Raw genomic sequence first — 23,710 nt, 5'->3', positions numbered from 1 at the left:
ACCGTGAACTGACCTGGGTTCACCCTGTGTTAATATCGCGCCTCTGTTCATTTTGTATGTGGGTTCTCCATGAAGTTGTCCATGCCGCGATTCGATCAAGCCCCTGTCTTGGTGGTAGGCGATGTCATGCTCGACCGTTATTGGCATGGCGGAACCTCGCGGATTTCCCCTGAGGCGCCAGTGCCGGTGGTCAAGGTTGAGCAAATCGAAGACCGTCCGGGCGGTGCTGCCAACGTTGCCTTGAACATTGCCGCTCTGGGCGCGCCGGCATCTCTGGTCGGTGTGACCGGCGATGACGAAGCTGCCGACAGCCTGGCCAATAGCCTCAAGGGCGCAGGCGTACGCGCACTGTTCCAGCGCATCGCGCACCAGCCGACCATCGTCAAGCTGCGGGTCATGAGCCGCCACCAGCAACTGCTGCGTATCGACTTCGAAGAACCGTTCGCCACCGACGCGCAGGCGTTGGGGGCCGAGGTGGAAAATCTCCTTGAAGGCATCAAGGTGCTGGTGCTGTCCGACTACGGCAAAGGCGCATTGAAAAACCACCAGGTATTGATCCAGGCCGCGCGTGCCCGGGGCATCCCGGTGCTGGCCGATCCCAAGGGCAAGGACTTCTCGATCTACCGGGGTGCGAGCCTGATCACGCCCAACCTCAGCGAGTTTGAAACCATCGTTGGCGGTTGCGCCGATGAGGCCGATCTGGTGGCCAAAGGCGCCAAATTGATGGCTGACCTGGACCTCGGCGCCTTGCTGGTAACCCGCGGCGAACACGGCATGACCCTGTTGCGTCCGGGCTTTGCGGCCATGCACCTGCCGGCCCGCGCTCGCGAAGTGTTCGACGTGACGGGAGCCGGTGACACGGTTATCTCTACCCTGGCGGCGGCCATTGCCGCGGGTGAAGAACTGCCCCACGCTGTGGCGCTGGCCAATCTGGCTGCCGGGATTGTGGTTGGCAAGCTGGGGACGGCCGCCATCAGTGCTCCGGAGTTGCGTCGCGCGATCCAGCGCGAAGAGGGTTCCGAGCGCGGTGTGCTGAAACTCGATCAGTTGCTGCTGGCCATCGACGATGCCCGGGCCCACAACGAGAAAATAGTGTTCACCAACGGCTGCTTCGACATTTTGCATGCCGGCCACGTGACCTATCTGGAGCAGGCGCGGGCGCAGGGCGATCGTCTGATCGTTGCAGTCAACGACGATGCTTCGGTGAGCCGCCTGAAAGGCCCGGGGCGTCCGATCAACAGCGTTGACCGGCGCATGGCGGTACTGGCCGGTCTGGGCGCGGTGGACTGGGTGATCAGCTTTCCTGAAGCGACCCCTGAAAACCTGCTGGCTCAGGTCAAGCCGGACGTGCTGGTAAAAGGCGGTGACTACGGGATCGATCAGGTCGTGGGTGCCGATATCGTGACGTCTTATGGCGGCACCGTGAAAGTGCTGGGGCTGGTTGAAAACAGTTCGACCACGGCGATTGTCGATAAAATCCGCGGTCAGTAATGATCCCGTCTCTGCTGGAGTGAGCTTGTTCGCGATCTTTTGATCTTGAAAAAGCTTGCTCCTGCAGTGTCATGCCTTGCTCTTCACCACCTTTCTGAATATCTGCCGTGCCTTGCCGGTCAGGCTTTTTAGTCTCGACTCCTTGCCCGGCACGCTCAAACCTTGCTGCACGAGCCAGTCCTTCCAGCGAATGCGCTCATCACTCACCACCCAGCCTTCTTGACGGGCAAAACTCTCGGCCAGATACAGGCCGCGGGTGCTGGCGCTGTGCAGACGATCCTTGTGCAGGGTGTAGAGCTCGGCACAGGGCTGGCCGTCAGTCAGCGGCATCAGGTACAGGTCTGCACGTTTGCGGTCGAGTCGCGCCACTAGCTGGTCGCCCTCCAGCCGTTCGTCGACGTGGAACAGGCTCAGTGACTTGGCTTCCTTGGGCACTTCCAGGCGCAGGTCGTAAATCAGCTGCAGCGATGCCGTCGGCAAGTGCACGTAGGCCCTGGGACGCTCGATCAATGGCTGACTGCCACAGCGAACCGGGCGAGCCGCGCCGGACAAGGGCGTGAGACGAAAGGGCAGGGCCTCTCGGTAATGCAGGGCGCTGGCGTAAGGCGCGGGCAACCATGTTTCGTTGAAGCGCCCGCTGAGCCAGCCTTCCGGGGTTTCCAGCAAGCACTCTTCGGCAATCTCCTGGATGGCTGTGTGCAGGGGCAGGCTGACCTCGTGGGCAGGCACGTAGCCCGAGATCAGTTTGAGCACTACGTCGCCACGATCCTGGCGCCGCTGGCGCACCAGCACCCAGTAATCGCGGCCTTGCCAGTTCAGCGTCAGGCGGACGGAGACCCCGAGGTTGGCCAGTTCCAGGGAAAATCGCTGATTGTCGGCGACGTTCACCGGGCGGCGTTTTTGCAAGGTTTGCGCAAAGTTCAGGGGTCTGCCGATGGTCTGGTAGCTCAAGCCTTCGGGCGTGGCTTCGACAAACAACGGCAGGGTCTTAAAGTCGCTGGGGTTTTTGCGAATCAGCGAACGCGGCATGTCGGCTCCTTCTTGCGTCGGGGTCGGCCGCGTCGGCGGCTTTAGAGGTTACGCAGAACCTGGGCAACGGTTGCCACGTTATGGGCCAAGTGCAGCGGATTGATGGTGCCGACAATAGCACTGGCAACCCCGGGATGGCCAAATACCAGTTCGAAGCTGGCGCGTACCGGATCAACCCCGGGACTGAGGCAAACATGACCGCTGGCCAGGGCTTTTTTAACCAGAATCGCTTTGCCGTGGGCTGCTGCGTAATCGATGACCGGGCGTTCGGCCTGTTCGTTGAGGTTGTAGGTGACCATCGCGCAGTCGCCGGTTTCCAGGGCTTTGAGCCCGCCCTCGACGGTTTTTCCCGACAGGCCGAAACCGCGGATCTTACCTTCGCGCTTCAACTCGGCCAGGGTCTCGTAGACCTGGGCTTCGTTGAGGATAGCAAGGTCATTGCCATCCGAATGCACGAGGACCAGATCGATAAAATCCGTTTCCAGACGTTGCAGGCTGCGTTCAACCGAGCGCCGGGTATGTGCGGCACTGAAGTCGTGATGTGATACGCCGTTATCGAACTCTTCGCCGACCTTGCTGACAATCACCCAGTCTTGACGCTGACCCCGCAACAACGGGCCCAGACGCTCTTCACTGCGGCCATAGGCGGGGGCGGTGTCGATCAGGTTGATACCCAGGTCCTGACTCAGCTTGAGCAGCATTTTCGCTTCGCCATCATCCGGGATCTTGAAACCGCTGGGGTATTTCACCCCTTGGTCACGTCCCAGTTTGACAGTGCCGAGCCCCAGCGGTGAAACCATCAGGCCGGTACTGCCCAGCGGGCGGTGGAACGGGTGCAGGGTTGGCTGGCTCATGGCAACAGTTGCTCCCATGGGGTTTGAGCCAATGGCGGGCGCACAAATTCGGGAAGTACAGGGGCATTGCCTGGCTGGATACCGTCGTTGTGCAGTGCGGTGATGACCCGGTCCGAGAAGTCGGGTGCCAGTGCCAGCTTGGTCGGCCAGCCAACCAGCAAGCGACCCTGGTCGGCGAGGAAGGCGTTGTCCGGACGTACCAGTCCGGACTGTGCAGGCTCTGCCCGGTTGACCCGCAGCGTGGCCCATTGCGCCTGGCTCAGATCGACCCACGGCAGCAAATTGCCCAGTTCTTTTTGCGCCACGGCGATTTGTTCGGCCGGTGTGCGGGCCACCCCGTCGGCCTCGGCAATGTCACCGCCCAGGTACCAGACCCACTCGCCATTGGCTGCCGGATGGGTGGTCACGGTAATCCGTGGCTTGGGACCGCCGCCCAGGCAGTGGGCGTACAGCGGTTTGAGGCTCGGGCCCTTGACCAGCACCATGTGCAGCGGCCGCAATTGTTGCGCGGGTACGCTGATCCCGGCACTGGCCAGCAGTTCGGCATTGCCGGCTCCGGCACTGAAAACGATGCGTTGGGCATGGATCTCGCGCCCGTCGATCCGTAGTCCGATCAGTTCTTCGTTGGCAAACACAGGCTCAATATTCTGGCCAGACAGCAAACCGTCGCCGGCCAGTTCGGCCAGGCGTTCAATCAGGCTGGGGACATCGACCACCAGTTCGGCCAACCGGTAAACCTTGCCCTTGAATCGCGGGTCTTGCAGGGCCGGCGGCAGTTGATCGCCTTTGACTTGATCAACACGGCCGCGCACGGCTTTGCTGGCAAAGAAGCTGGTGAGATTGCCGGCCAGGGTGCCGGGTGACCACAGGTAGTGGGCTTCGGAGAGCAAGCGTACTCCGGTCAAATCCAGCTCGCCGTTACCGGCAAGGGCTTCGCGCCAGCGGCGGGGCATATCGGCAATGGCTTCAGAGGCGCCGGTCAGCGCGCCATGTAACGCGTACTTGGCACCGCCGTGGATGATGCCCTGGGACTTTACGGTCTGTGCGCCGCCCAGGGTCCGGCTCTCGACCAGTACCGTAGAAAAGCCCTGGCGGCGCAGGCGGGCATTGAGCCAGAGGCCAGCAACACCAGCGCCGACAATCAGTACGTCGGTGGAAATAACGGATGGCATGGTCGACCTCAGCGTTCAAAGACAAGGCCGGGAGTATACAGGCTGATCCGCACTCTGACTTTTAGTGGGCGTTGAGGATTTATGGGGCTTGGGTCTGACTTGTCGGGCGACTACAGGGTAACGGGCGGATTAGTGCCCCGCTGTTTTCGAAAACAGCTGGATCACCACCACCCCGAGCACGATCAGACCCATGCCGAGCATGGCCGGCACGTCGAGTTTCTGGCCATAGATAAACAGCGCGGCGATGCTCACCAGCACGATTCCCAGGCCTGCCCATACGGCATAGGCCACACCCACTGGGATAGTACGCACCACCAGGGTCAGCATCCAGAATGCGGTGGCGTAACCGGCAATCACCAGAATCAGTGGCAACGGCGTGCTGAAACCTTTGATCGCCTTCATGGAAACGGTGGCGATCACTTCGGCGCAGATGGCGATGGCCAGGTAGTAGTAGGCGTTCATGGTGGAGTCCTGAGGAGTAATGCGGGGCAATTTAACAGTAAGCCATTCTAGAGAGTGTAAAAGTGTATTGCGTTTTGATTACGACAGATCCGCCAGACATCTCGACATGACCGGGTCGGCGGGTGCCATCATGGGTAATACTTTTTCAAGTAAACTCTGTGCCCATGAATAGAACTCTCTACACCTTGCTGTTTCATCTGGGGCTGCCTCTGGTGGCGATTCGCTTGTGGCTGCGGGCGCGCAAGGCGCCGGCCTATGCCAAGCGTGTGGGCGAGCGCTTCGCGCTGAACTTTCCGCTGCTGCAGCCGGGCGGGATTTGGGTGCACGCCGTGTCTGTGGGCGAGAGTATCGCTGCCGCACCGATGATCCGGGCGTTGCTCAAGCGTTATCCACAGTTGCCCATTACCGTGACGTGCATGACCCCCACCGGGTCCGAGCGGATCAAAGCCTTGTTCGCCGACGAACCGCGGATCCAGCATTGCTACCTGCCTTACGATTTGCCCTGGGCGGCGGCGCGCTTTCTGGATCGGGTACAGCCGGTACTGGCGGTGATCATGGAAACCGAACTGTGGCCCAACCACATACACCAGTGCGCCCGGCGCGGCATTCCGGTGGCGCTGGCCAATGCCCGGCTCTCAGCCCGTTCGGCCAAGGGCTATGCACGGTTTGCCAAACTGACCCGGCCAATGCTCGAGGAAATGAGCCTGATCGCGGTCCAGACTGCGACCGAAGCCGAGCGTTTCCGTGCATTGGGCGCCCGCCCTGAATGTGTGGAAGTGACAGGTTCAATCAAGTTTGACCTGAGCATCGATCCGCAATTGCTGATCAAGGCCGGCGAACTGCGTGAACACTGGCAAGCACAAAGCCGCCCGGTATGGATTGCTGCCAGCACCCATGAAGGCGAAGACGCGATTGTGCTCGCGGCCCATCGTCAATTGCTGTCCAGCCATCCCGATGCCCTGCTGATTCTGGTACCGCGTCACCCGGAGCGCTTCAACTCGGTGTTCGAACTGTGCCGGCGCGAGGGTTTCGCCACCGTGCGCCGCTCAAGTGGCGAGCAGGTCGGTGCCGGGGTGCAGGTGCTGTTGGGCGACACCATGGGCGAGTTGCTGTTTTTGTATGCGCTGGCCGACAGTGCGTTTGTCGGCGGCAGTCTGGTCGCCAATGGCGGGCACAACCTGCTGGAGCCGGCGGCCCTGGCCAAACCGGTATTGAGCGGTCCGCATCTGTTCAACTTCCTCGAAATCGCCGTGCTGTTGCGCGAGGCCGGGGCACTGGAAGAGGTGGATGACGCGCAAGGACTGGCGGTTGCGTTACAGCGCCTGTTTGAACTGCCCCAGGACGCGCAGCGCATGGGCGAAGCCGGATTGAAGGTGATGCAGGCCAATCAGGGCGCGCTGCAGCGCCTGCTGGATGGCCTGGGACGACTTCTCAAGATTTGATCCGGGGCTGGCCTGCAACCTTGCGGTTGCAGGCGGTTGTTCAATTGCCCGGTGAGCGCATATTGGCTTCGGCGGCCTGGGCCAGGTCCGGTGGCAGGAAGTCCTTGTCCGGGTTGTAGTCAGGCTTCAGATAGCGCGACAGTGCTTCGAGATCCCCCGGGTTCAAGGTGCCCGCAGCCTGCTTGAGCCGCAGGTTGTCGAGGATGTAGTCATAGCGCGAATTGTTGTAATCGCGCACCGAGGTATAGAGCTGGCGCTGGGCATCGAGCACGTCGACGATGTTGCGCGTGCCTACCTGATAACCGATTTCTGTGGCTTCCAGCGCACTCTGGTTGGAGATGATCGACTGTTTGCGCGCTTGTACCTGCTCGACATCGGTATTGACCGCGCGGTGCAGGTTGCGGGTGTTTTCGACCACCTGGCGGCGCATCGATTCACGCTGCTGTTCGGTCTGGTTCAAGCGCGAATAGGATTCGCGCACTTGCGAGCTGGTCAGGCCGCCGCTGTAGATCGGGATGTTGAGCTGCAAGCCGATGCTGCGTTGCGACACATCCCCGCTGTAGCGCTGCTGCAGCGCATTCGGGTTGCTCAGGCCAAAACCGTCGTTGTCGCCGGTTTTGTATTGCGCTACCGCATCCAGGGTCGGCGCGTGACCGGCCTTGCGCTGCTTGAGGGTTTCTTCGGCAGCTGCCACCGCGAAGTTGCTGGCCAGCAGATTGAGGTTTTGCTGGGCTGCGGTATCGACCCAGGCCTTGGCGTCATTTGGCGTCGGCGGCAGGATCGGCAGGGTGTGGCGCATGCCTTCAATCGAGTTGTACTGGCGGTTGGTCAGGGTGATCAAGGCTTCAAACGCATCCGCCACCTGGCGCTGTGCCAGGAGCCGGTTGGCCCGTGCTGTGTCATAGCTGGCCTGGGATTGCAGCACGTCGGTCTTGTCCGACAGGCCCACGTCAAAGCGCTCGCGCGATTGATCCAGCTGGCGCTTGAACGCGGCTTCTTCAGCCTTGGTCGAGGCCAGCGTGTCCTGGGCGCGCAGTACCGAGAAGTACGACTCGGCGGTTTGCAGGATCAGGTTCTGCTCGGTGGCCGACAGTTGCAGGGCAGCCTGTTCGTTGACCGATTCGGCGGCTTTTAACTGGAACCAGCGGTCAGCGCGAAAAATCGGCTGCGCCAGTGTGGCCTGATACACCACGGCACTGCGGGTGGTGGTCAGCGATGGCTGGTCAATGGAAGTGCGCACGTTGCTCGACTCGGCACCCCCCGACAGGTTGGGCAGCAAGCCGGCACGGGCCTGGGGCACGACTTCCTTGCGGGCATCGTAATCGGCGCGGGCAGCTGCCAGATCGGCGTTGTTGTCGACCGCTTCGTGGTAGACGCTGACCAGCCCGTTCTGACTGGATAGCGGGGCTTGTGTATCCAGCGCCATTGCGTTGGTCGCCCAGGACACGGCGATAGCCAGTGAAAGTTTGCGCAGCATGAGCGATCCCTAGTTCAATAATGCGAAAAATAAAGGCCCGAGGCCGTGCTCCGACGCTCGTGGTTTCAAGACGTAGCGAGTGTAGTGGTGGTGGCATCTTGCAACAATGCCGTTATAGCGCCTTTCATCACGCGGTTCATATCGGGTTGGCGTTCTGCGTCACTCTTCAATAGACTGGCCGGGTTCTTGTCGGGGTGCCTTGCTATGAGGCTGAGATCGAATAATTTCGGATCCCGTTGAACCTGATCAGGTTAACGCCTGCGTAGGGAACAAGATTTCTCGTCTCCCGGCGAGTCCTCTTGAGTGCCGTCCGGGATCGATTGTTCAATAAATGATCAATCGTTCGAGGTCGCCACTCAGCATCCAGTCCTTGGGTGCATCCGTGCTTTTTTCAGGTTCTACCTCCGACAATCCGCCTGGATGCAGTCTGGAGAGCCGTGATGAGTACAAAACCAAAAAACGCGATCAATCTCAGTGATTCGGCCAAGGTCGATGAACAATCGGTCAAGCCGTTTACCCGATCACAAAAAGTCTACGTACAGGGCTCGCGCCCGGACATTCTGGTGCCGATGCGTGAAGTCAGCCTGGATGTCACGCCCACTGATTTTGGCGGCGAAATCAACGCGCCGGTATTGATCTACGACACCTCGGGCCCGTATACCGATCCGTCTGTGCAAATCGACGTGCGCAAAGGCCTGGGCGACGTGCGCTCGGCGTGGATCGATGATCGTGGCGACACTGAACGCCTGGCGGGCCTGAGCTCCAATTTCGGGCAGATGCGTCTCGACGATGCAGAACTGACCAAGCTGCGTTTCGCCCACGTGAAAAATCCGCGTCGGGCCAGGGCCGGGGCCAACGTCAGCCAGATGCACTATGCGCGTCAGGGCATCATTACCGCCGAGATGGAATACGTCGCCATCCGCGAAAACATGAAGTTGCAAGAAGCCCGGGCTGCCGGTCTGCTGGATCAGCAGCACCCGGGCCACAGTTTTGGCGCCAGCATCCCGAAAGAAATCACTGCCGAGTTCGTGCGCGAAGAGATCGCCCGCGGGCGCGCCATCATCCCGGCCAACATTAACCACGTTGAGCTGGAACCGATGATTATCGGGCGTAATTTCCTGGTGAAAATCAACGGCAACATCGGCAACAGTGCGCTGGGCTCCTCCATTGAAGAAGAAGTGGCCAAGCTGACCTGGGGCATTCGCTGGGGTTCGGACACGGTCATGGACCTGTCCACCGGCAAACATATTCACGAAACCCGCGAGTGGATCATCCGCAACTCGCCGGTGCCGATCGGTACCGTGCCGATTTATCAGGCGCTGGAGAAGGTCAACGGCGCGGCCGAAGACCTGACCTGGGAGTTGTTCCGCGACACCCTGATCGAACAGGCCGAGCAGGGTGTCGACTACTTCACCATTCACGCCGGCGTATTGTTGCGCTATGTGCCGTTGACCGCCAAGCGCGTGACCGGGATTGTCTCGCGCGGTGGTTCGATCATGGCCAAGTGGTGCCTGGCGCACCACAAAGAAAACTTCCTCTATACCCATTTCGACGAAATCTGCGAAATCATGAAGGCCTACGACGTCAGCTTCTCGCTGGGCGATGGCCTGCGTCCGGGCTCGATCGCCGACGCCAACGATGCAGCACAGTTCGGTGAGCTGGAAACCCTCGGTGAACTGACCAAAATCGCCTGGAAACACGACGTGCAGTGCATGATCGAAGGGCCGGGCCACGTGCCGATGCAACTGATCAAGGAGAACATGGACAAGCAGCTGGAGTGCTGTGACGAGGCGCCGTTCTACACTCTGGGCCCGCTGACCACCGATATTGCGCCGGGTTACGACCACATCACTTCGGGCATCGGCGCAGCCATGATCGGCTGGTTCGGTTGCGCCATGCTTTGTTACGTCACACCCAAGGAACACCTGGGGTTGCCGAACAAGGATGACGTGAAGACCGGGATCATCACTTATAAGATCGCGGCCCACGCTGCCGACCTGGCCAAGGGTCATCCGGGGGCGCAAATCCGCGACAACGCCTTGAGCAAGGCGCGCTTTGAATTCCGTTGGGAGGATCAGTTCAACCTTGGTCTGGACCCGGACACGGCCCGTTCTTACCACGACGAAACCCTGCCCAAGGATTCGGCCAAGGTCGCGCACTTCTGTTCCATGTGCGGGCCAAAATTCTGCTCGATGAAAATCACCCAGGAAGTGCGCATCTACGCCGCCAATCAGCGCATTGAAACGGTGGATGCAGAAGTCGCCCAGGGCCTGGCGGAGCAGGCCGAGCGCTTCAAGCAGGAAGGCAGCCAGCTGTACAAAAAAGTCTGATCTAAACCCCGAGTCGCCGGCAAGCCGGCTCCCACAATGATTGCGCCGATATTGTGCGAGCCGGTTTGCCGGCGATTGCGAGCGTAAAAAACCAACGTCCCTTCGAGATTCATTCCTTGAACACACCCAGCACCTATTCCCCTGACATTGCGGTACCCGGTGACAAGCGCGTGTTCGGCGCCCGTGATCTGTTCTCCCTGTGGTTCTCCCTCGGCATTGGCCTGATGGTGTTGCAGACCGGCGCGTTACTGGCGCCGGGCCTGGGTCTTTCAGGGTCATTGCTGGCGATTTTCCTCGGCACCCTGGTGGGCGTGGCCCTGCTGGCTTCGGTCGGGGTGATCGGCAGCGATACCGGACTGTCCTCCATGGCTGCCCTCAAACTCAGCCTCGGCACCCGGGGTGCCATGCTCCCGGCCATGCTCAACGTGTTGCAACTGATCGGCTGGGGCTCGTTTGAAATCATCGTGATGCGCGATGCCGCAAGCTTGCTGGGCGCCCGCGCTTTCGGCGAAGGCAGCCTGTTGACCAGCCCGATGCTGTGGACCCTGTTATTTGGTGCCCTGGCCACCTTGCTCGCGGTTAGCGGACCGCTGACTTTTGTGCGCAAGGTGCTGCGTAAATGGGGCATCTGGCTGCTGCTGGCGGCGTGTCTGTGGCTGACCTGGAACCTGTTCGCCAAAGCTGATCTGCCTGCCCTGTGGGCGCAAAAGGGTGACGGGTCGCTGCCGTTCGCACTGGGCTTTGACATTGCCATCGCCATGCCGCTGTCGTGGCTGCCGTTGATCGCCGACTATTCGCGCTTTGGCAAGCGCGCCAGAAATGTGTTCGGCGGCACCGCGCTGGGCTTTTTTATTGGCAACTTCTGGTTGATGAGTCTGGGGGTGGCCTACACGCTGGCGTTCGCTCCGAGTGGCGAAGTCAATGCGTTGCTATTGGCGCTGGCGGGTGCGGGGCTGGGGATTCCGTTGTTGCTGATCTTGCTCGACGAGTCCGAAAACGCCTTTGCCGATATTCATTCGGCGGCAGTCTCCGGCGGGATTTTGTCGCAGGTCAAAGTTGAGCATCTGGCGCTGACCATTGGTGTGATCTGCACCCTGATCGCCTGTTTCGCGCCGTTGGCGCAGTACCAGAACTTCTTGCTGCTGATCGGCTCGGTGTTCGCGCCGCTGTTTGGCGTGGTACTGGTGGATCACTTCATTTTGCGCAAACGCAGTGCCCGGGTTTCGCTCTCATTATTCCGCTGGTCGACATTGCTGGCCTGGGGCGGCGGGGTGCTGACCTATCATCTGCTGGCGAATCTGTTTGCGGATGTGGGGGCGACCTTGCCGGCCTTGTTGCTGGCCGGGCTGCTGCAGTGGGTGCTGGGACGTAACAGAGTCTGAAGCAGCAAGCTGCAAGCCATAAGCTTGCAGCTTGCGAGCAAGCTAGCTCCTGCAGTGGACGGGGTTTAGCCGCGAGCCGGGAACCACTCAGGCTTCAGAATGCCGTTCAGGCGCGAGTAGGGGATCTTCAACTCGACATGCCCTTCGGAGTACGGCGCAATGCTGTACACGTCGTACTTGAGGACGACGTTGTCCTTGAGCAGTGCCACGTTCGGCGTTGTCTGGAACGGCCAGTTCTTCACGTATTCCGGGTCGTTGCCGAAATGGCTGCTGATCAGCCAGTTGTTGTGCGCCACTTTGGCGGCGCCCCAAAAGGCTTGCTCCTGTCCCGGCAGCAGCATGTCCTGCAGGGTGACTTCCTTCTGCTGTTTGGTGGAGTAGTTGATAAAGCCGCGTCCCGGCATGCCATGGGCGCCGCCGGTGTCCAGATAACTGGACAGTTCAACTATCACCAGACCGTCATGCTGCTCGCGTACTTTTGCCTGCAAGTAGGTGCTGTTGCGGCTGTCCGCGGTGCGCAAGAACTGCTCGCGGTAGGCATTGAGCGAAGGCGCCAGTTTTGCATCGGGCGAATCCACAGTCATTTTCAACAAGCGGTTTTCGATCAGGGCATCGAGTTTCGGGGCGTCTGCAAAGTGCGCGGTCTCGATGTTTACCAGTGGGCACTCATCGCCGCTGCATCCGGCCTTGACTTGCTCGGAAGCGTCCACAGTAAAGGCCAGCGGTTTTGGTGCGGACGGCTGGAATACGCTCTGGCAGGCACCCAGGGTCAGGGCGATACAAGTCATGGAGGCAAATTTCAAAAGCGACATGGTCGTCCTTCATCAACGAAAGAAAGGTGGAATTATGGTGGTTCGACTGCCAACAAGGGAGTCGGTTCGCCACTAAGCTCAACAGTGTCAATTAGAGAGGGTTTGCAGGCGATCCGTCTATCCCCGCGTCATAAAAGGGGCTGCATCCTTGGCCGCAGGCGCGTTAGGATGCCCGATGCCGTGGGGCAACCCCGGAGAAATTCGCCAGCAGAGGTTTTCCATGACTGATATCACCAAGGCTACGCCAAGCGCCACAGAGATCATAAAACGCGAAGAGTGTTTTAAGGGTTTCTACCAGCTTGACCGCGTACACCTGCGCCATGAATTGTTTGCTGGCGGCATGAGCCCTGAGATCAGTCGCGAAGTATTTGTCCGGCACGATGCCGTGTGTGTGCTGCCCTATGATCCGCAGCGCGATGAAGTGGTGCTGATCGAGCAGTTCCGGGTCGGGGCCATGGGCAAGGCCGAGACTCCCTGGCTGATAGAACTGGTCGCCGGGCTCATCGACAAGGCCGAAGTGCCTGAAGAAGTCGCCCATCGCGAAGGTGAAGAAGAAGCGGGGCTGAAGTTCTCGTCTTTGTGGCCGATCACCCGTTACTTTCCGTCCCCGGGCGGCAGTACCGAGTTTGTGCATTTGTATCTGGGCCGTTGCAGCTCCGAAGGGGTTGGCGGATTGCACGGGCTGGAAGAAGAAGCTGAAGATATTCGAGTAACGGTCTGGGCCTATGAAGATGCCTTGCAAGCCGTACGCGATGGCCGTATTTCCAATGCAGCGAGCATTATTGCCCTGCAATGGCTGGCGCTTAACCGCGCTGAAGTGAGGGGGTTATGGTTGTAATTGCGCGTCGTGAACGATACCGGGTCGACCTGATTGGCTTGCAGGCTGCCTGCGAAGCCAACTACGCACGTTTGATGCGGTTGCTGCCCGATATGCGTGAGCAACCGGTTGCACGGCGGATCGCCGTGACCCAGGGTGACCAGATGCTCGGGGTGCTGACCCTTGAGGTGATTCAGGACTGCCCCTACACCAGCACGTTGCGGGTACGGCAGGAACACAGCCTGCCGTGGCTGCCGGTACCCGAACTGCAGGTTCAGGTGTACCACGATGCGCGCATGGCTGAGGTGATTGCGGCCGAGCATGCGCGGCGTTTTCGCAGTATTTACCCGTACCCCAACGTGGCCATGCACCAGCCCGACGAGAAAGCCCAGCTCAATATATTTTTGGGTGAGTGGCTGAGCCATTGTCTGGCATGCGGGCATGAATACGCGGAAGTCCGTTAGACGTACTAATTTGTAGAAGCGGGCTGGCTCGCGATCTTTGCCCCACGACAGCTGGCGAGCAAGCGCGCTCCTGCCACACAACCCTTTCTCCCGGGAGATTCACCTTGCCGAGTGTATCCACGCTGACCACCGAAGACCCGGTGCTGCTGGTGCAGTTGACCGACAGCCATTTGTTTGCCGATGCCGAGGGTTCACTGCTGGGGCTCAGGACCGCAGACAGCCTGCAGCAGGTCATCGATCTGGTTCGCGGCGAACAGCCGCAGGTCGATTTACTGCTGGGCACCGGTGATCTGGCCCAGGACGGCAGCATTGCGGCTTACCAGCGTTTTCGGCAATTGACCGGGTCGCTGTGCGCCAAAGCGCGCTGGATTCCCGGCAATCATGACAATCTGCCCCATATGCGCGAAGCGGCCGTGCAAAGCCGTTTGCTGGACCCGGTGGTTGATCTGGGCAATTGGCGCATCACATTGCTGCATTCGAACGTGGAGCAAAAGAGCCAGGGTTATCTGCAAGACAGTCAGCTGCAGTTGCTGGCGCAATCCTTGAGCGAAGCGCCGGACCGTCATCATCTGATCTGCCTGCACCACCATCCGGTGCCGGTGGGCTGTGAATGGATTGAACCGATCGGGCTGTGCAACGCCGGTGAGTTCTGGAAGGTCATCGATCGTTATCCACAGGTCCGTGGCGTACTTTGGGGGCACGTGCATCAGGCTTTCGATCAGCAGCGCAACGGCGTCAGGTTGCTGGCCTCACCCTCGACCTGCATCCAGTTCGCCCCCGGCAGCGCGGATTTCAAGGTCAGCAGTGAGGCGCCGGGTTATCGCTGGTTGCGCCTGCAGCCTGATGGCACTTTGCAAACCGGGGTGTCACGCGTCACTGACTTCGTCTTTGAACCCGATTACAGCGCCAACAATTACTGAGTTGCCCCTGAGTCAGGCTAAACTGCGCGTCTTTATTGATGTTGTGTTCAGCCTTATCTGTACTCGGGAGTGATTGCATGTCCGGTTCCATCTTGTATATCCATGGCTTCAACAGTGCCCCTGAGTCCAAAAAGGCCACGCAGTTGATCTCGGTAATGCAAGGCATGGGCCTTGGCGATCAGCTCCGGGTGCCGGCCTTGCATCATCACCCCCGTGAAGCGATGGCGCAGTTGACTGCGGCAATCAGCGAGATGGACCGTCCGTTGCTGGTCGGCAGCTCACTCGGCGGCTACTATGCGACCTGGTTGGCCGAACAGCATGGCCTCAAGGCACTACTGGTCAACCCGGCCGTCAGCCCGCATCGGATGTTCGACGGTTATCTGGGCACCCAAACCAATCTTTACAGTGGCGAAACCTGGGAGCTGACCCTGGATCATGTGCAGGCCCTGGCCGAGCTTGAAGTGGCGGCACCCCAGGACCCGCAGCGGTATCAGGTGTGGCTGCAAACAGGCGATGAAACCCTGGACTACCGTAATGCTGAAAAGTACTACAAGGCGTGTGTCTTGCGGATTGAGGCCGGTGGCGATCACAGTTACCAGGGGTTCGCGCAGCAACTGCCCGCGCTGCTGAATTTTGCCGGGATTGGCGCCCAACAGTATCAAACCATCGATTTTGCGGCCCTTTAAGGCGCCCGTCGAATGGCCCTTATTTTTCATTTACGACTAACGACGAGACCCTATGGCCACTCCCAGCGCTAGCTCTTATAACGCCGACGCCATCGAAGTCCTCTCGGGCCTCGACCCGGTGCGCAAACGTCCCGGCATGTACACCGACACCAGCCGGCCCAACCACCTGGCCCAGGAAGTCATCGATAACAGTGTCGACGAAGCCCTGGCCGGTCACGCCAAATCGGTGCAGGTCATTCTGCACGCCGATCACTCGCTGGAAGTCAGTGATGACGGGCGCGGCATGCCGGTGGACATTCACCCCGAAGAAGGTGTGTCAGGGGTCGAACTGATCCTCACCAAGCTCCATGCCGGCGGCAAGTTTTCCAACAAGAACTACCAGTTCTCCGGCGGCCTGCACGGCGTGGGGATTTCGGTGGTCAACGCGCTGTCGACCCTGGTGCGGGTCAAGGTCAAGCGTGACGGCAACGAGTACCAGATGACCTTTGCCGATGGCTACAAAGCCACCGACCTGGAAGTTGTCGGCACTGTCGGCAAGCGCAATACCGGTACCAGCGTGTTCTTTGCGCCGGACCCTAAATACTTCGATTCACCCAAGTTTTCGGTCAGCCGTCTCAAGCACGTGCTCAAGGCCAAGGCCGTATTGTGCCCGGGGCTGCTGGTCAGTTTCGAGGACAAGGGCACCGGCGAAAAGATCGAGTGGCACTACGAAGACGGCCTGCGCTCCTATCTGGTGGATGCGGTCAGCGAATTCGAGCGCCTGCCTGACGAGCCGTTCTGTGGCAGCCTGGCGGGCAATAAAGAAGCCATCGACTGGGCGCTGTTGTGGCTGCCCGAAGGCGGCGACAGTGTTCAGGAAAGCTACGTCAACCTGATCCCGACGGCCCAGGGCGGGACCCACGTCAACGGACTGCGCCAGGGCTTGCTCGATGCCATGCGCGAGTTCTGTGAATTCCGCAGCCTGCTGCCCCGTGGCGTCAAGCTGGCCCCCGAAGATGTGTGGGAACGCATTGCGTTCGTGCTGTCGATGAAAATGCAGGAACCGCAATTCTCGGGCCAGACCAAAGAGCGTCTGTCGTCCCGTGAGGCGGCCGCTTTCGTCTCGGGTGTGATCAAGGACTCCTTCAGTCTGTGGCTCAATGCCAACCCCGAGTTGGGCATGCAGCTGGCAGAGCTGGCAATCAACAACGCCGGGCGCAGGCTCAAGGCCAGTAAAAAGGTCGAGCGCAAACGCATCACCCAGGGGCCGGCCCTGCCGGGCAAGCTTGCGGACTGTGCCGGGCAGGACCCGATGCGCTCCGAGCTGTTTTTGGTGGAGGGTGACTCCGCCGGCGGTTCAGCCAAGCAGGCCCGGGACAAAGAGTTCCAGGCCATCCTGCCGTTGCGCGGCAAGATCCTTAACACCTGGGAAGTCGACGGCAGCGAAGTGCTGGCCAGCCAGGAAGTGCACAACATCGCGGTAGCCATCGGGGTTGATCCGGGCGCGGCCGACATCAGCCAGCTGCGCTACGGCAAGATCTGCATCCTCGCCGACGCCGACTCGGACGGCCTGCACATTGCCACCTTGCTCTGTGCATTGTTCGTGCAGCACTTCCGCCCGCTGGTGGATGCCGGTCACGTGTATGTGGCCATGCCGCCGCTGTACCGGATCGACCTGGGCAAAGAGATTTTCTACGCCCTGGACGAAGCCGAGCGTGATGGCATCATCGACCGTCTGGTGGCCGAGAAGAAGCGCGGCAAACCACAGGTCACGCGATTCAAAGGTCTGGGTGAAATGAACCCGCCGCAGCTGCGTGAAACCACCATGGACCCGAACACCCGGCGTCTGGTGCAGCTGACGCTTGAAGATTACGCCGCCACGTCGGAAATGATGGACATGTTGCTGGCGAAAAAACGCGCCGGTGACCGCAAGTCCTGGCTCGAATCCAAAGGCAACCTGGCGCAGGTGCTGGCCTGATGCGCAGTGCCTTGATGGCGTTGCTTTGTGTGACTGCAGCACCGGTAATGGCCGATACCTGGCCGGAGCTGGTGCTGCAGTCCGAGCATCCCGTAGAAGGCATGCGCGGCGCCAACCTGTCCGGGCTGGCGCTGTGTCTGGGTGAGCTGTGGGCGGTGTCTGATCGCGATGATGATCAGATTTACCGCCTGGATCAGCACTCTCCCGAATGGCACGCCGAGGCACTGCATATTGATGTCCCGCCGCCCCCTGAAAGCGGCTTGCCGTGGGGCGTGCGCATGATGAGCAAGGCCGTTAGCCCGTTGCGTGGTGGTGAGCTGGATTTCGAAGGCATCAGTTGCGACGAGGCGGGCAACCGCTTCGTGGTCAGCGAGACCCACGCCGCGGTGCTGCAAATTCCGCAGACGGGCGCGCCGGCATGGTTGAAAATCGATCCGTCACTGGTCCGCCAGGCGCGCGCCAGCGGCATGCTGCTGCATTTCAATGCGCTGTTTGAAGGTATCGCCGTCAACCCGCAGGGCAACCAGATCTGGCTGGCGGCCGAGCGCGAGCGCCGCGGTTTGCTGACCATCGGCAAAAAACAGAGCGTGTGGGACTGCGAAGGCGGTTGCGTGTTGATGAGTGAGGGTGGCCTCGAGTCGGCCCCACCTCAACTCAAGGTCAAGGCACAACAAAAGGACTTCGCCGACCTGGCGCTGTTCGAGGGCAAGCTGTTCACCCTCGAGCGCATGGCCTATCGCATTTGTCGTCGCACCCCGGGCACGGGCGACGTTGAGCGCTGCTGGTCATTTGCCGATGATGGGTTGATCGCTCCCCGGCGTTACAACAGCGCCTATGGCAATGCCGAGGCCCTGAGTGTGGATGCCGAAGGCGCCTGGATCGGTGTGGACAACGGCAATCACGTGCGCGCCGATGGCGAGAAGCGTCCCGTGGTCTGGCGCTTCGCGGCACCGCAAGGTGGCTGGAGTGCCGCATCATGAGCCAGCAACCGCCGGGCAAGGGTGTGGGCCGGGTCTTCATGATTGTGGCCTGGTGCGCTGGGCTGTATCTGGCGACGCAATTTTTCGGGCGCTGGGAACAGCGTCAGGAAAACCCCAATACTGAGGTCGCCTCGCTGCAGGGCGCGGGCTACATCGAAGTCAAACTGCTCGCCAATTCCCAGGGCCACTTCGTCGCCAGCGGCCGTATCAACAACGTGCCGGTGGAATTTTTACTGGATACCGGGGCCACCGATGTCGCGGTCCCGCTGGAGCTGGCCAGGCAGTTGGCATTGCCCAGGGGCATGGCCGTGACCCTGAATACCGCCAATGGCCGTACCCAGGGCTATCAGACCCGCATCGACCGCCTGCAACTGGGCGCCATTGTGCTGCGCGACGTACGCGCGGTGGCGGCTCCCGGGCTTGAAGGCGAACAAGTGCTATTGGGCATGAGTGCGCTGAAAAAACTTGAATTTACCCAGCGCGGCGGCACCATGCTGCTGCGCCAGACAACGAACTGAATGAGGTCCGCATGAGCGATTCCCTTGATCTCAGCCTGGACGGCGTAGAACGCCGGTCACTGGCCGACTTCACCGAACAGGCCTACCTCAACTACTCCATGTACGTAATCATGGACCGGGCCCTGCCGCATATCGGCGACGGCCTCAAGCCTGTACAGCGGCGCATTATCTACGCCATGAGCGAGTTGGGGCTGGACGCAGATTCCAAGCACAAGAAATCGGCGCGTACCGTCGGTGACGTACTCGGCAAGTTTCACCCCCACGGTGATTCGGCGTGCTACGAAGCCATGGTGCTGATGGCGCAGCCATTCAGCTATCGCTACACCCTGGTCGACGGGCAAGGTAACTGGGGTGCGCCGGATGATCCCAAGTCATTCGCCGCCATGCGTTACACCGAAGCCCGCCTGTCGCGTTACTCCGAAGTGCTGCTCAGCGAACTGGGCCAGGGCACGGCGGACTGGGTCCCGAACTTTGACGGCACCCTCGACGAACCTGCGGTGTTACCGGCCCGTTTGCCGAACATCCTGCTCAATGGCACCACCGGCATTGCCGTGGGCATGGCCACTGACGTGCCGCCGCACAACCTGCGTGAGGTCGCGACCGCCTGCGTGCGGCTGCTCGACGAGCCCAAGGCCACGATAGAGCAACTGTGCGAACACATTCAGGGCCCGGACTACCCGACCGAAGCCGAAATCATCACCCCCCGTGCCGATCTGCTGAAGATCTACCAGACCGGTCGTGGTTCGGTGCGCATGCGGGCGGTGTACCACATCGAAGATGGCGACATCGTGGTCACGGCATTGCCGCACCAGGTATCGGGCGCCAAGGTGCTGGAGCAGATCGCTGCGCTGATGCAGGCCAAGCCGACCAAGCTGGCGATGGTTACTGACTTGCGCGACGAATCGGACCACGAAAACCCGTGCCGCATCGTGATCATTCCGCGCAACAACAAGGTCGATCTCGACGAATTGATGCAGCATCTGTTTGCTGTGACCGATCTTGAGTCCACTTTTCGCGTCAACATCAACATCATCGGCCTGGACGGCAAGCCGCAGCTGAAAAATCTGCGGGCCCTGCTGGTGGAGTGGCTGGAGTTCCGGGTTCACACGGTGCGCCGCCGCTTGCAGTTCCGCCTTGATAAAGTCGAGCGCCGCCTGCACCTGTTGGATGGTTTGCTCACTGCTTATCTGAACCTCGACGAAGTGATTCATATCATTCGTACCGAGGAACATCCCAAAGCCGAGCTGATTGCGCGTTTTGCCCTGAGCGAAACCCAGGCCGACTACATCCTCGACACGCGCCTGCGCCAATTGGCCCGCCTCGAAGAGATGAAGCTGCGCACCGAGCAAGATGCGTTGCGCAAAGAGCAGGCCAAGCTGCAAACCTTGCTGGGCAGCGAAGCCAAGCTGAAAAAACTGGTACGCAGCGAATTGCTGGCTGACGCCGAAACCTATGGCGATGACCGTCGCTCGCCGATTGTGTCCCGCGCTGAAGCCAAAGCCTTGTCGGAAAACGAGCTGGTGCCCACTGAAGCGGTCACGGTGGTTCTGTCCGAAAAAGGCTGGGTACGTTGCGGTAAAGGTCACGACCTGGATGCGACCGGGCTGTCCTATAAAGCAGGGGACGGCTATAAAACCGCTGCTGCCGGACGCTCCAACCAGTTCGCGGTATTTATTGACTCCACCGGGCGCAGTTACTCGGTGCCCGCCCACACGTTGCCGTCGGCCCGTGGCCAGGGCGAACCGTTGACCGGCCGCCTCACGCCGCCACCGGGCGCGACTTTCGAGTGCGTGTTGTTGCCCGAAGACGACTCGCTGTACGTGATTGCCTCCGATGCCGGTTACGGGTTTGTGGTCAAGGGTGAAGACCTGCAGGCCAAGAACAAGGCCGGCAAGGCGTTGCTCAGTCTGCCCAAAGGCGCGCAAGTGATGCTGCCGCGACCTGTGGCGGATCGCGAGCACAATTGGCTGGCGGCCGTTACCACCGAAGGCCGGCTGCTGATATTCAAAGTCAGCGACCTGCCGCAACTGGGTAAAGGCAAGGGCAACAAGATTATCGGCATTCCCGGTGATCGCGTGGCCAATCGCGAAGAGTACGTGACGGACATCGCCGTGCTGCCGGACAACGCCACATTGGTGCTGCAGGCCGGCAAACGCACCCTGTCGCTCAAGGCTGATGACCTGGAACATTACAAAGGCGAACGGGGTCGGCGCGGGAACAAATTGCCGCGAGGCTTCCAGCGTGTGGATGCTTTGCTGGTAGAAGTGCCCAATTAAGCCCGTTTAGTGCGTCCGATCTGCGATTTATCGCGTAGATCGGCGCAACGGCGCTGGAGTCACGCCGTATATTCGCGGATGATATGCGCCTCTTACGACATAGCGCGTATGATTTTTCCTGGAAATCTTCAGAATCACACTGCGGCGCGCCAAACGGCGGCCACCTGGATGGAATGATGAACGTTCTACGTCTTCCTTTAATTGCGCTACTGACCGGTGTGCTCGGCCTGGCGGGGTGCAGCACGCACCAGCCAGCGGCTTTGTACCAACTGGACAGTGGCACCCCCGGCCAGCCCAAGCAAAGTGCGGGCATGGCTGTGGTACTTGGCCCGGTGACTGTGGCCGATTACCTGCAACGCGAAACGTTGCTGCAACGTCAGCCGGATGGCAGCCTGAGTGCGGCCACCGATGGTCGTTGGGCCGGCAGCCTGTCGTCAGACATCGATCAGTTGCTGCTGCGTCAGGTGGCCTGGCGTCTGGACAGTCAGCGAGTAGTGCTGGCACCGGCCCCTTCGGGCTTCAGTCCGGACGTGCAAGTGCTGCTGTCGATCACCCGCCTGGATTCCGGAGAGAGCCAGCCGGCAATTCTCGACGCGCAATGGCGCTTGATCGACCGGCGCGGCCAGGTACGGGATAACCGCATGGTTCATCTGGAACAGCAGCACGACGGCAGCACGGCCGCTCAGGTCAAGGCTCAGGGCGAGTTGTTGCAACAGTTGAGCAAACAATTGGCGGCGGCCCTGGAACCGCTGGCCAACCAGCCGCCGCTGGTTGAGTTGCGCAAGCCCGAAGCCAGGCCGGCCCCCAAGCAAACGGAGAAGCCGAGAATTCCGATGGCTTCACCGATACGCACGGACATGGAAGTGTTCCGCTTCTGAGTCAGTTCACACAATAAAAAACGCCGCTTGCCCAGCACTGGGAAAGCGGCGTTTTTTATTGCCCGGCCTTTGCAGGAGCCGGCTTGCTAGCGAGCTGTTTCAGCGCCCGGCTCGCTCCTGCAGGGTATGGCCTTTAGCCGCGGTTCTCATGCATCCGGGCCAGCTGGCGTTCGAGCATGGACGGGTAGGGCTCCATCAGCCGCTCAACGCAGCAGGCGCCTTCGGGGCTGGCGATAGGGCGGATGCGGGCGCGTTGACGAATCAGCGGGTCATCGCTGATTTTGCGCTCCACCAGCAGCAGGTTGCGGCTGTGTTGCGACAATGCCAGGGCGTCCTGGGCGGTTTCGGTCAGCAGCAGATCAATCTGGCTCAGGCCGTTCAGCCCTTCGCCCAGCACCAGACCCAGCTGCAATTGCAGGGTGATGCCGCTGTCGGCAACTTCGATCTGCAGAGCGTGGCCCAGGGCCCGCAGCAATTCGCCACAGCAGATGGCGTTGGTCAGGTAGTCGTCGCCGCTGTCTTCGCTATGGAACAGCATCAGGGTGCTGCCATCGTTCAACGTGTGCAGCTCGCTCTGGTACAGCGACGCCGCCTGGTTCAGGCAGTCGCGATAGCGTTCAAGCAATTCCATCAGGCGGGCACGGGGCAGGCGCCGCAGCTGTTCTTGCGCCCCCAGCTGGACTGCCAGTACCGCGCTTGGTTGCGGTGAGGTCGGCACGGCTTTGGCCACGGCTTTGGGAGCAACCGCGGTTGTACCGGTGTCGCGCAGGTCCGCGAACGGGTCTTCTTCACCCTCGTCTTCTTCGGTGCTGATCACTTGCCGGGGTGCCGCTTTAGGGGCAGGCGCAGCCGGTGCTTCATCGAAAGCCGGATCGCTCAGGTTGCGTACTTCGAAGGTCGGCTCGTTGTCTTCGGCGGCTTCGTAATCGCTGTCGTCGTAGTCGTCTTCCGGTTCTGGCTCTGGTTCCGGCTCTGGAGCCGGGGGGGCCAGTCGGCTGTGAAGCTGGCGCGCCAGATCACCGATTTCATCCTGGCGGGTCGTTGCCGGGGTGTAAGGGTCCGGTTCGCGCAGCCAGACCCGCAGCTGCAACAGGGGGGTGGTGATATGGCGGCCCAGACGCAGGCTCAAAGCCAGCGCCAGTGCGAGCAGAATTGCACTCAAGATGCCCATGCTCTGCAGGCTGATGGTCATCGGCTGCTCGAACTGGTTCATGTCCAGGCTAATGCGCAGATGCCCGGCCGTTACATCCTGAAAGGTGATTTTGGTCTGGTACACGCCCTCGGTTTCGCCCAGCAGGCTGTTTTTTGGACGTTGCCCGGCTTCGGCGAGGATGCGGTTATCGACGCTATAAATAGCGGCGTGCGCAACCAGGGGGTTTTTGGTCAGGTTATTGAGCAGCACGTTGAGGCTGAGAATGTCGTTGGACACCAGCAACTCGGTGGCCGAGGTGGCTGTTTGGGTGGTCAGGCTCTGACCCAGTGCATCGGCTTGTTCGTGCATGGCCTGTTTGAATTGCAGGCCCATCACCACGGCATATATGACCAGCGCCAGCGCGACCAGAATCACGTTGTGGGTGGCGATACGCAGAGCAATCGGCACGCGACGATCGCGCAAGGCCCGGAAGATCAGCAGGAAGAAATTATCGTTTTTGACAGGCAATGGCCGGTTCACTGAGCGCGGCTCTTAGTCCGTTAAGTTGGAGCGCAGTATAACGAGCGGCCTCGAGGCGGCAAAGCCTTGGCGATGCCCGATGGTCACTGAA

General features: G+C 60.5%; 20 protein-coding genes and 1 riboswitch. Of the genes, 13 read left to right on the top strand and 7 right to left on the bottom strand.

Features of this window, described 5'->3' with window-relative positions:
- Nucleotides 1-69: 69 nt before the first annotated feature.
- Nucleotides 70-1,491, top strand: a complete 1,422-nt coding sequence (gene hldE, locus FEZ21_RS01630) for a bifunctional D-glycero-beta-D-manno-heptose-7-phosphate kinase/D-glycero-beta-D-manno-heptose 1-phosphate adenylyltransferase HldE (RefSeq protein ID WP_003438946.1) — start codon at nucleotides 70-72, stop codon at nucleotides 1,489-1,491.
- 69 nt (nucleotides 1,492-1,560) lie between these two features.
- On the opposite strand, the gene FEZ21_RS01625 is transcribed toward hldE, so the two are convergent.
- The 4 genes from FEZ21_RS01625 to FEZ21_RS01610 form a co-directional block, all read right to left on the bottom strand.
- Nucleotides 1,561-2,520, bottom strand: coding sequence for a hypothetical protein (locus tag FEZ21_RS01625; RefSeq protein ID WP_003438949.1), 960 nt, complete (start codon nucleotides 2,518-2,520; stop codon nucleotides 1,561-1,563).
- 41 nt (nucleotides 2,521-2,561) lie between these two features.
- Nucleotides 2,562-3,374, bottom strand: coding sequence for an aldo/keto reductase (locus tag FEZ21_RS01620; protein ID WP_003438950.1), 813 nt, complete (start codon nucleotides 3,372-3,374; stop codon nucleotides 2,562-2,564).
- Nucleotides 3,371-4,546: an FAD-binding oxidoreductase gene (locus FEZ21_RS01615; protein ID WP_160626296.1), complete on the bottom strand. Its 1,176-nt coding sequence runs from the start codon at nucleotides 4,544-4,546 to the stop codon at nucleotides 3,371-3,373. Before FEZ21_RS01615 ends, FEZ21_RS01620 begins: the two co-directional genes overlap by 4 nt.
- Before the next feature lie 129 nt (nucleotides 4,547-4,675).
- Entirely contained in the window at nucleotides 4,676-5,008 is a 333-nt protein-coding gene (locus FEZ21_RS01610) for a multidrug efflux SMR transporter (RefSeq protein ID WP_003438955.1), read from the bottom strand.
- A gap of 164 nt (nucleotides 5,009-5,172) precedes the next feature.
- Here FEZ21_RS01610 and waaA point away from each other — a divergent pair, with 164 nt between their 5' ends.
- Complete coding sequence (gene waaA, locus FEZ21_RS01605) at nucleotides 5,173-6,450, top strand: lipid IV(A) 3-deoxy-D-manno-octulosonic acid transferase (RefSeq protein ID WP_003438958.1); 1,278 nt, start codon at nucleotides 5,173-5,175, stop codon at nucleotides 6,448-6,450.
- Nucleotides 6,451-6,490: 40 nt separating this feature from the next.
- Here waaA and FEZ21_RS01600 read toward each other — a convergent pair whose 3' ends face one another.
- A complete protein-coding gene (locus tag FEZ21_RS01600) occupies nucleotides 6,491-7,927 on the bottom strand; it encodes a TolC family outer membrane protein (RefSeq protein ID WP_003438959.1) in 1,437 nt (478 codons plus the stop codon).
- 180 nt (nucleotides 7,928-8,107) lie between these two features.
- Nucleotides 8,108-8,213: riboswitch (TPP riboswitch) on the top strand.
- A 154-nt stretch (nucleotides 8,214-8,367) separates the two neighbouring features.
- Here FEZ21_RS01600 and thiC point away from each other — a divergent pair.
- Both thiC and cytX read left to right on the top strand, forming a co-directional pair.
- A complete protein-coding gene (gene thiC / locus FEZ21_RS01595; RefSeq protein ID WP_003438961.1) occupies nucleotides 8,368-10,257 on the top strand; it encodes a phosphomethylpyrimidine synthase ThiC in 1,890 nt (629 codons plus the stop codon).
- A 116-nt stretch (nucleotides 10,258-10,373) separates the two neighbouring features.
- Nucleotides 10,374-11,639: a putative hydroxymethylpyrimidine transporter CytX gene (gene cytX, locus FEZ21_RS01590; RefSeq protein WP_178092356.1), complete on the top strand. Its 1,266-nt coding sequence runs from the start codon at nucleotides 10,374-10,376 to the stop codon at nucleotides 11,637-11,639.
- 65 nt (nucleotides 11,640-11,704) lie between these two features.
- On the opposite strand, the gene FEZ21_RS01585 is transcribed toward cytX, so the two are convergent.
- Nucleotides 11,705-12,451, bottom strand: a complete 747-nt coding sequence (locus FEZ21_RS01585) for an RsiV family protein (protein WP_003438965.1) — start codon at nucleotides 12,449-12,451, stop codon at nucleotides 11,705-11,707.
- Between the two features lie 220 nt (nucleotides 12,452-12,671).
- Between FEZ21_RS01585 and FEZ21_RS01580 the strand changes: the two genes are divergently transcribed.
- From FEZ21_RS01580 to FEZ21_RS01540, 9 genes are all read left to right on the top strand, one after another.
- Nucleotides 12,672-13,289, top strand: a complete 618-nt coding sequence (locus tag FEZ21_RS01580; protein WP_003438967.1) for an NUDIX domain-containing protein — start codon at nucleotides 12,672-12,674, stop codon at nucleotides 13,287-13,289.
- Nucleotides 13,280-13,732, top strand: coding sequence for a DUF1249 domain-containing protein (locus tag FEZ21_RS01575; protein WP_003438969.1), 453 nt, complete (start codon nucleotides 13,280-13,282; stop codon nucleotides 13,730-13,732). Before FEZ21_RS01580 ends, FEZ21_RS01575 begins: the two co-directional genes overlap by 10 nt.
- Nucleotides 13,733-13,836: 104 nt before the next feature.
- Nucleotides 13,837-14,652, top strand: a complete 816-nt coding sequence (cpdA, locus tag FEZ21_RS01570) for a 3',5'-cyclic-AMP phosphodiesterase (RefSeq protein WP_003438971.1) — start codon at nucleotides 13,837-13,839, stop codon at nucleotides 14,650-14,652.
- Nucleotides 14,653-14,729: 77 nt separating this feature from the next.
- Nucleotides 14,730-15,338 carry a YqiA/YcfP family alpha/beta fold hydrolase gene (locus FEZ21_RS01565; protein ID WP_160626293.1) on the top strand — a complete coding sequence of 203 codons (609 nt, stop codon included), beginning with the start codon at nucleotides 14,730-14,732 and terminating at the stop codon, nucleotides 15,336-15,338.
- Between the two features lie 52 nt (nucleotides 15,339-15,390).
- On the top strand, nucleotides 15,391-17,295 hold the full coding sequence (parE, locus tag FEZ21_RS01560) for a DNA topoisomerase IV subunit B (protein WP_010656257.1): 1,905 nt from the start codon (nucleotides 15,391-15,393) through the stop codon (nucleotides 17,293-17,295).
- The gene (locus FEZ21_RS01555) at nucleotides 17,295-18,275 is read left to right on the top strand and encodes an esterase-like activity of phytase family protein (protein WP_003438975.1); all 981 of its coding nucleotides are present in this window, start codon (nucleotides 17,295-17,297) and stop codon (nucleotides 18,273-18,275) included. Before parE ends, FEZ21_RS01555 begins: the two co-directional genes overlap by 1 nt.
- Nucleotides 18,272-18,793 (top strand): TIGR02281 family clan AA aspartic protease, encoded by a 522-nt coding sequence (locus FEZ21_RS01550; protein WP_160626291.1) that lies wholly within the window; start codon nucleotides 18,272-18,274, stop codon nucleotides 18,791-18,793. Before FEZ21_RS01555 ends, FEZ21_RS01550 begins: the two co-directional genes overlap by 4 nt.
- Before the next feature lie 11 nt (nucleotides 18,794-18,804).
- A complete protein-coding gene (gene parC / locus FEZ21_RS01545; RefSeq protein ID WP_003438977.1) occupies nucleotides 18,805-21,069 on the top strand; it encodes a DNA topoisomerase IV subunit A in 2,265 nt (754 codons plus the stop codon).
- Between the two features lie 173 nt (nucleotides 21,070-21,242).
- Entirely contained in the window at nucleotides 21,243-21,947 is a 705-nt protein-coding gene (locus tag FEZ21_RS01540; RefSeq protein ID WP_003438979.1) for a membrane integrity-associated transporter subunit PqiC, read from the top strand.
- A 133-nt stretch (nucleotides 21,948-22,080) separates the two neighbouring features.
- Here FEZ21_RS01540 and FEZ21_RS01535 read toward each other — a convergent pair whose 3' ends face one another.
- On the bottom strand, nucleotides 22,081-23,619 hold the full coding sequence (locus FEZ21_RS01535; protein ID WP_003438981.1) for an AhpA/YtjB family protein: 1,539 nt from the start codon (nucleotides 23,617-23,619) through the stop codon (nucleotides 22,081-22,083).
- Between the last annotated feature and the right edge of the window lie 91 nt (nucleotides 23,620-23,710).

Origin of the sequence: Pseudomonas sp. 9.1(2019) (assembly GCF_009910445.1) — a bacterium.
GTDB classification, from domain to species: Bacteria; Pseudomonadota; Gammaproteobacteria; order Pseudomonadales; family Pseudomonadaceae; genus Aquipseudomonas; species Aquipseudomonas paraversuta.
Note: the sequence above shows the minus strand (reverse complement) of the source record. Positions and strands in the feature narration are given on the sequence as shown.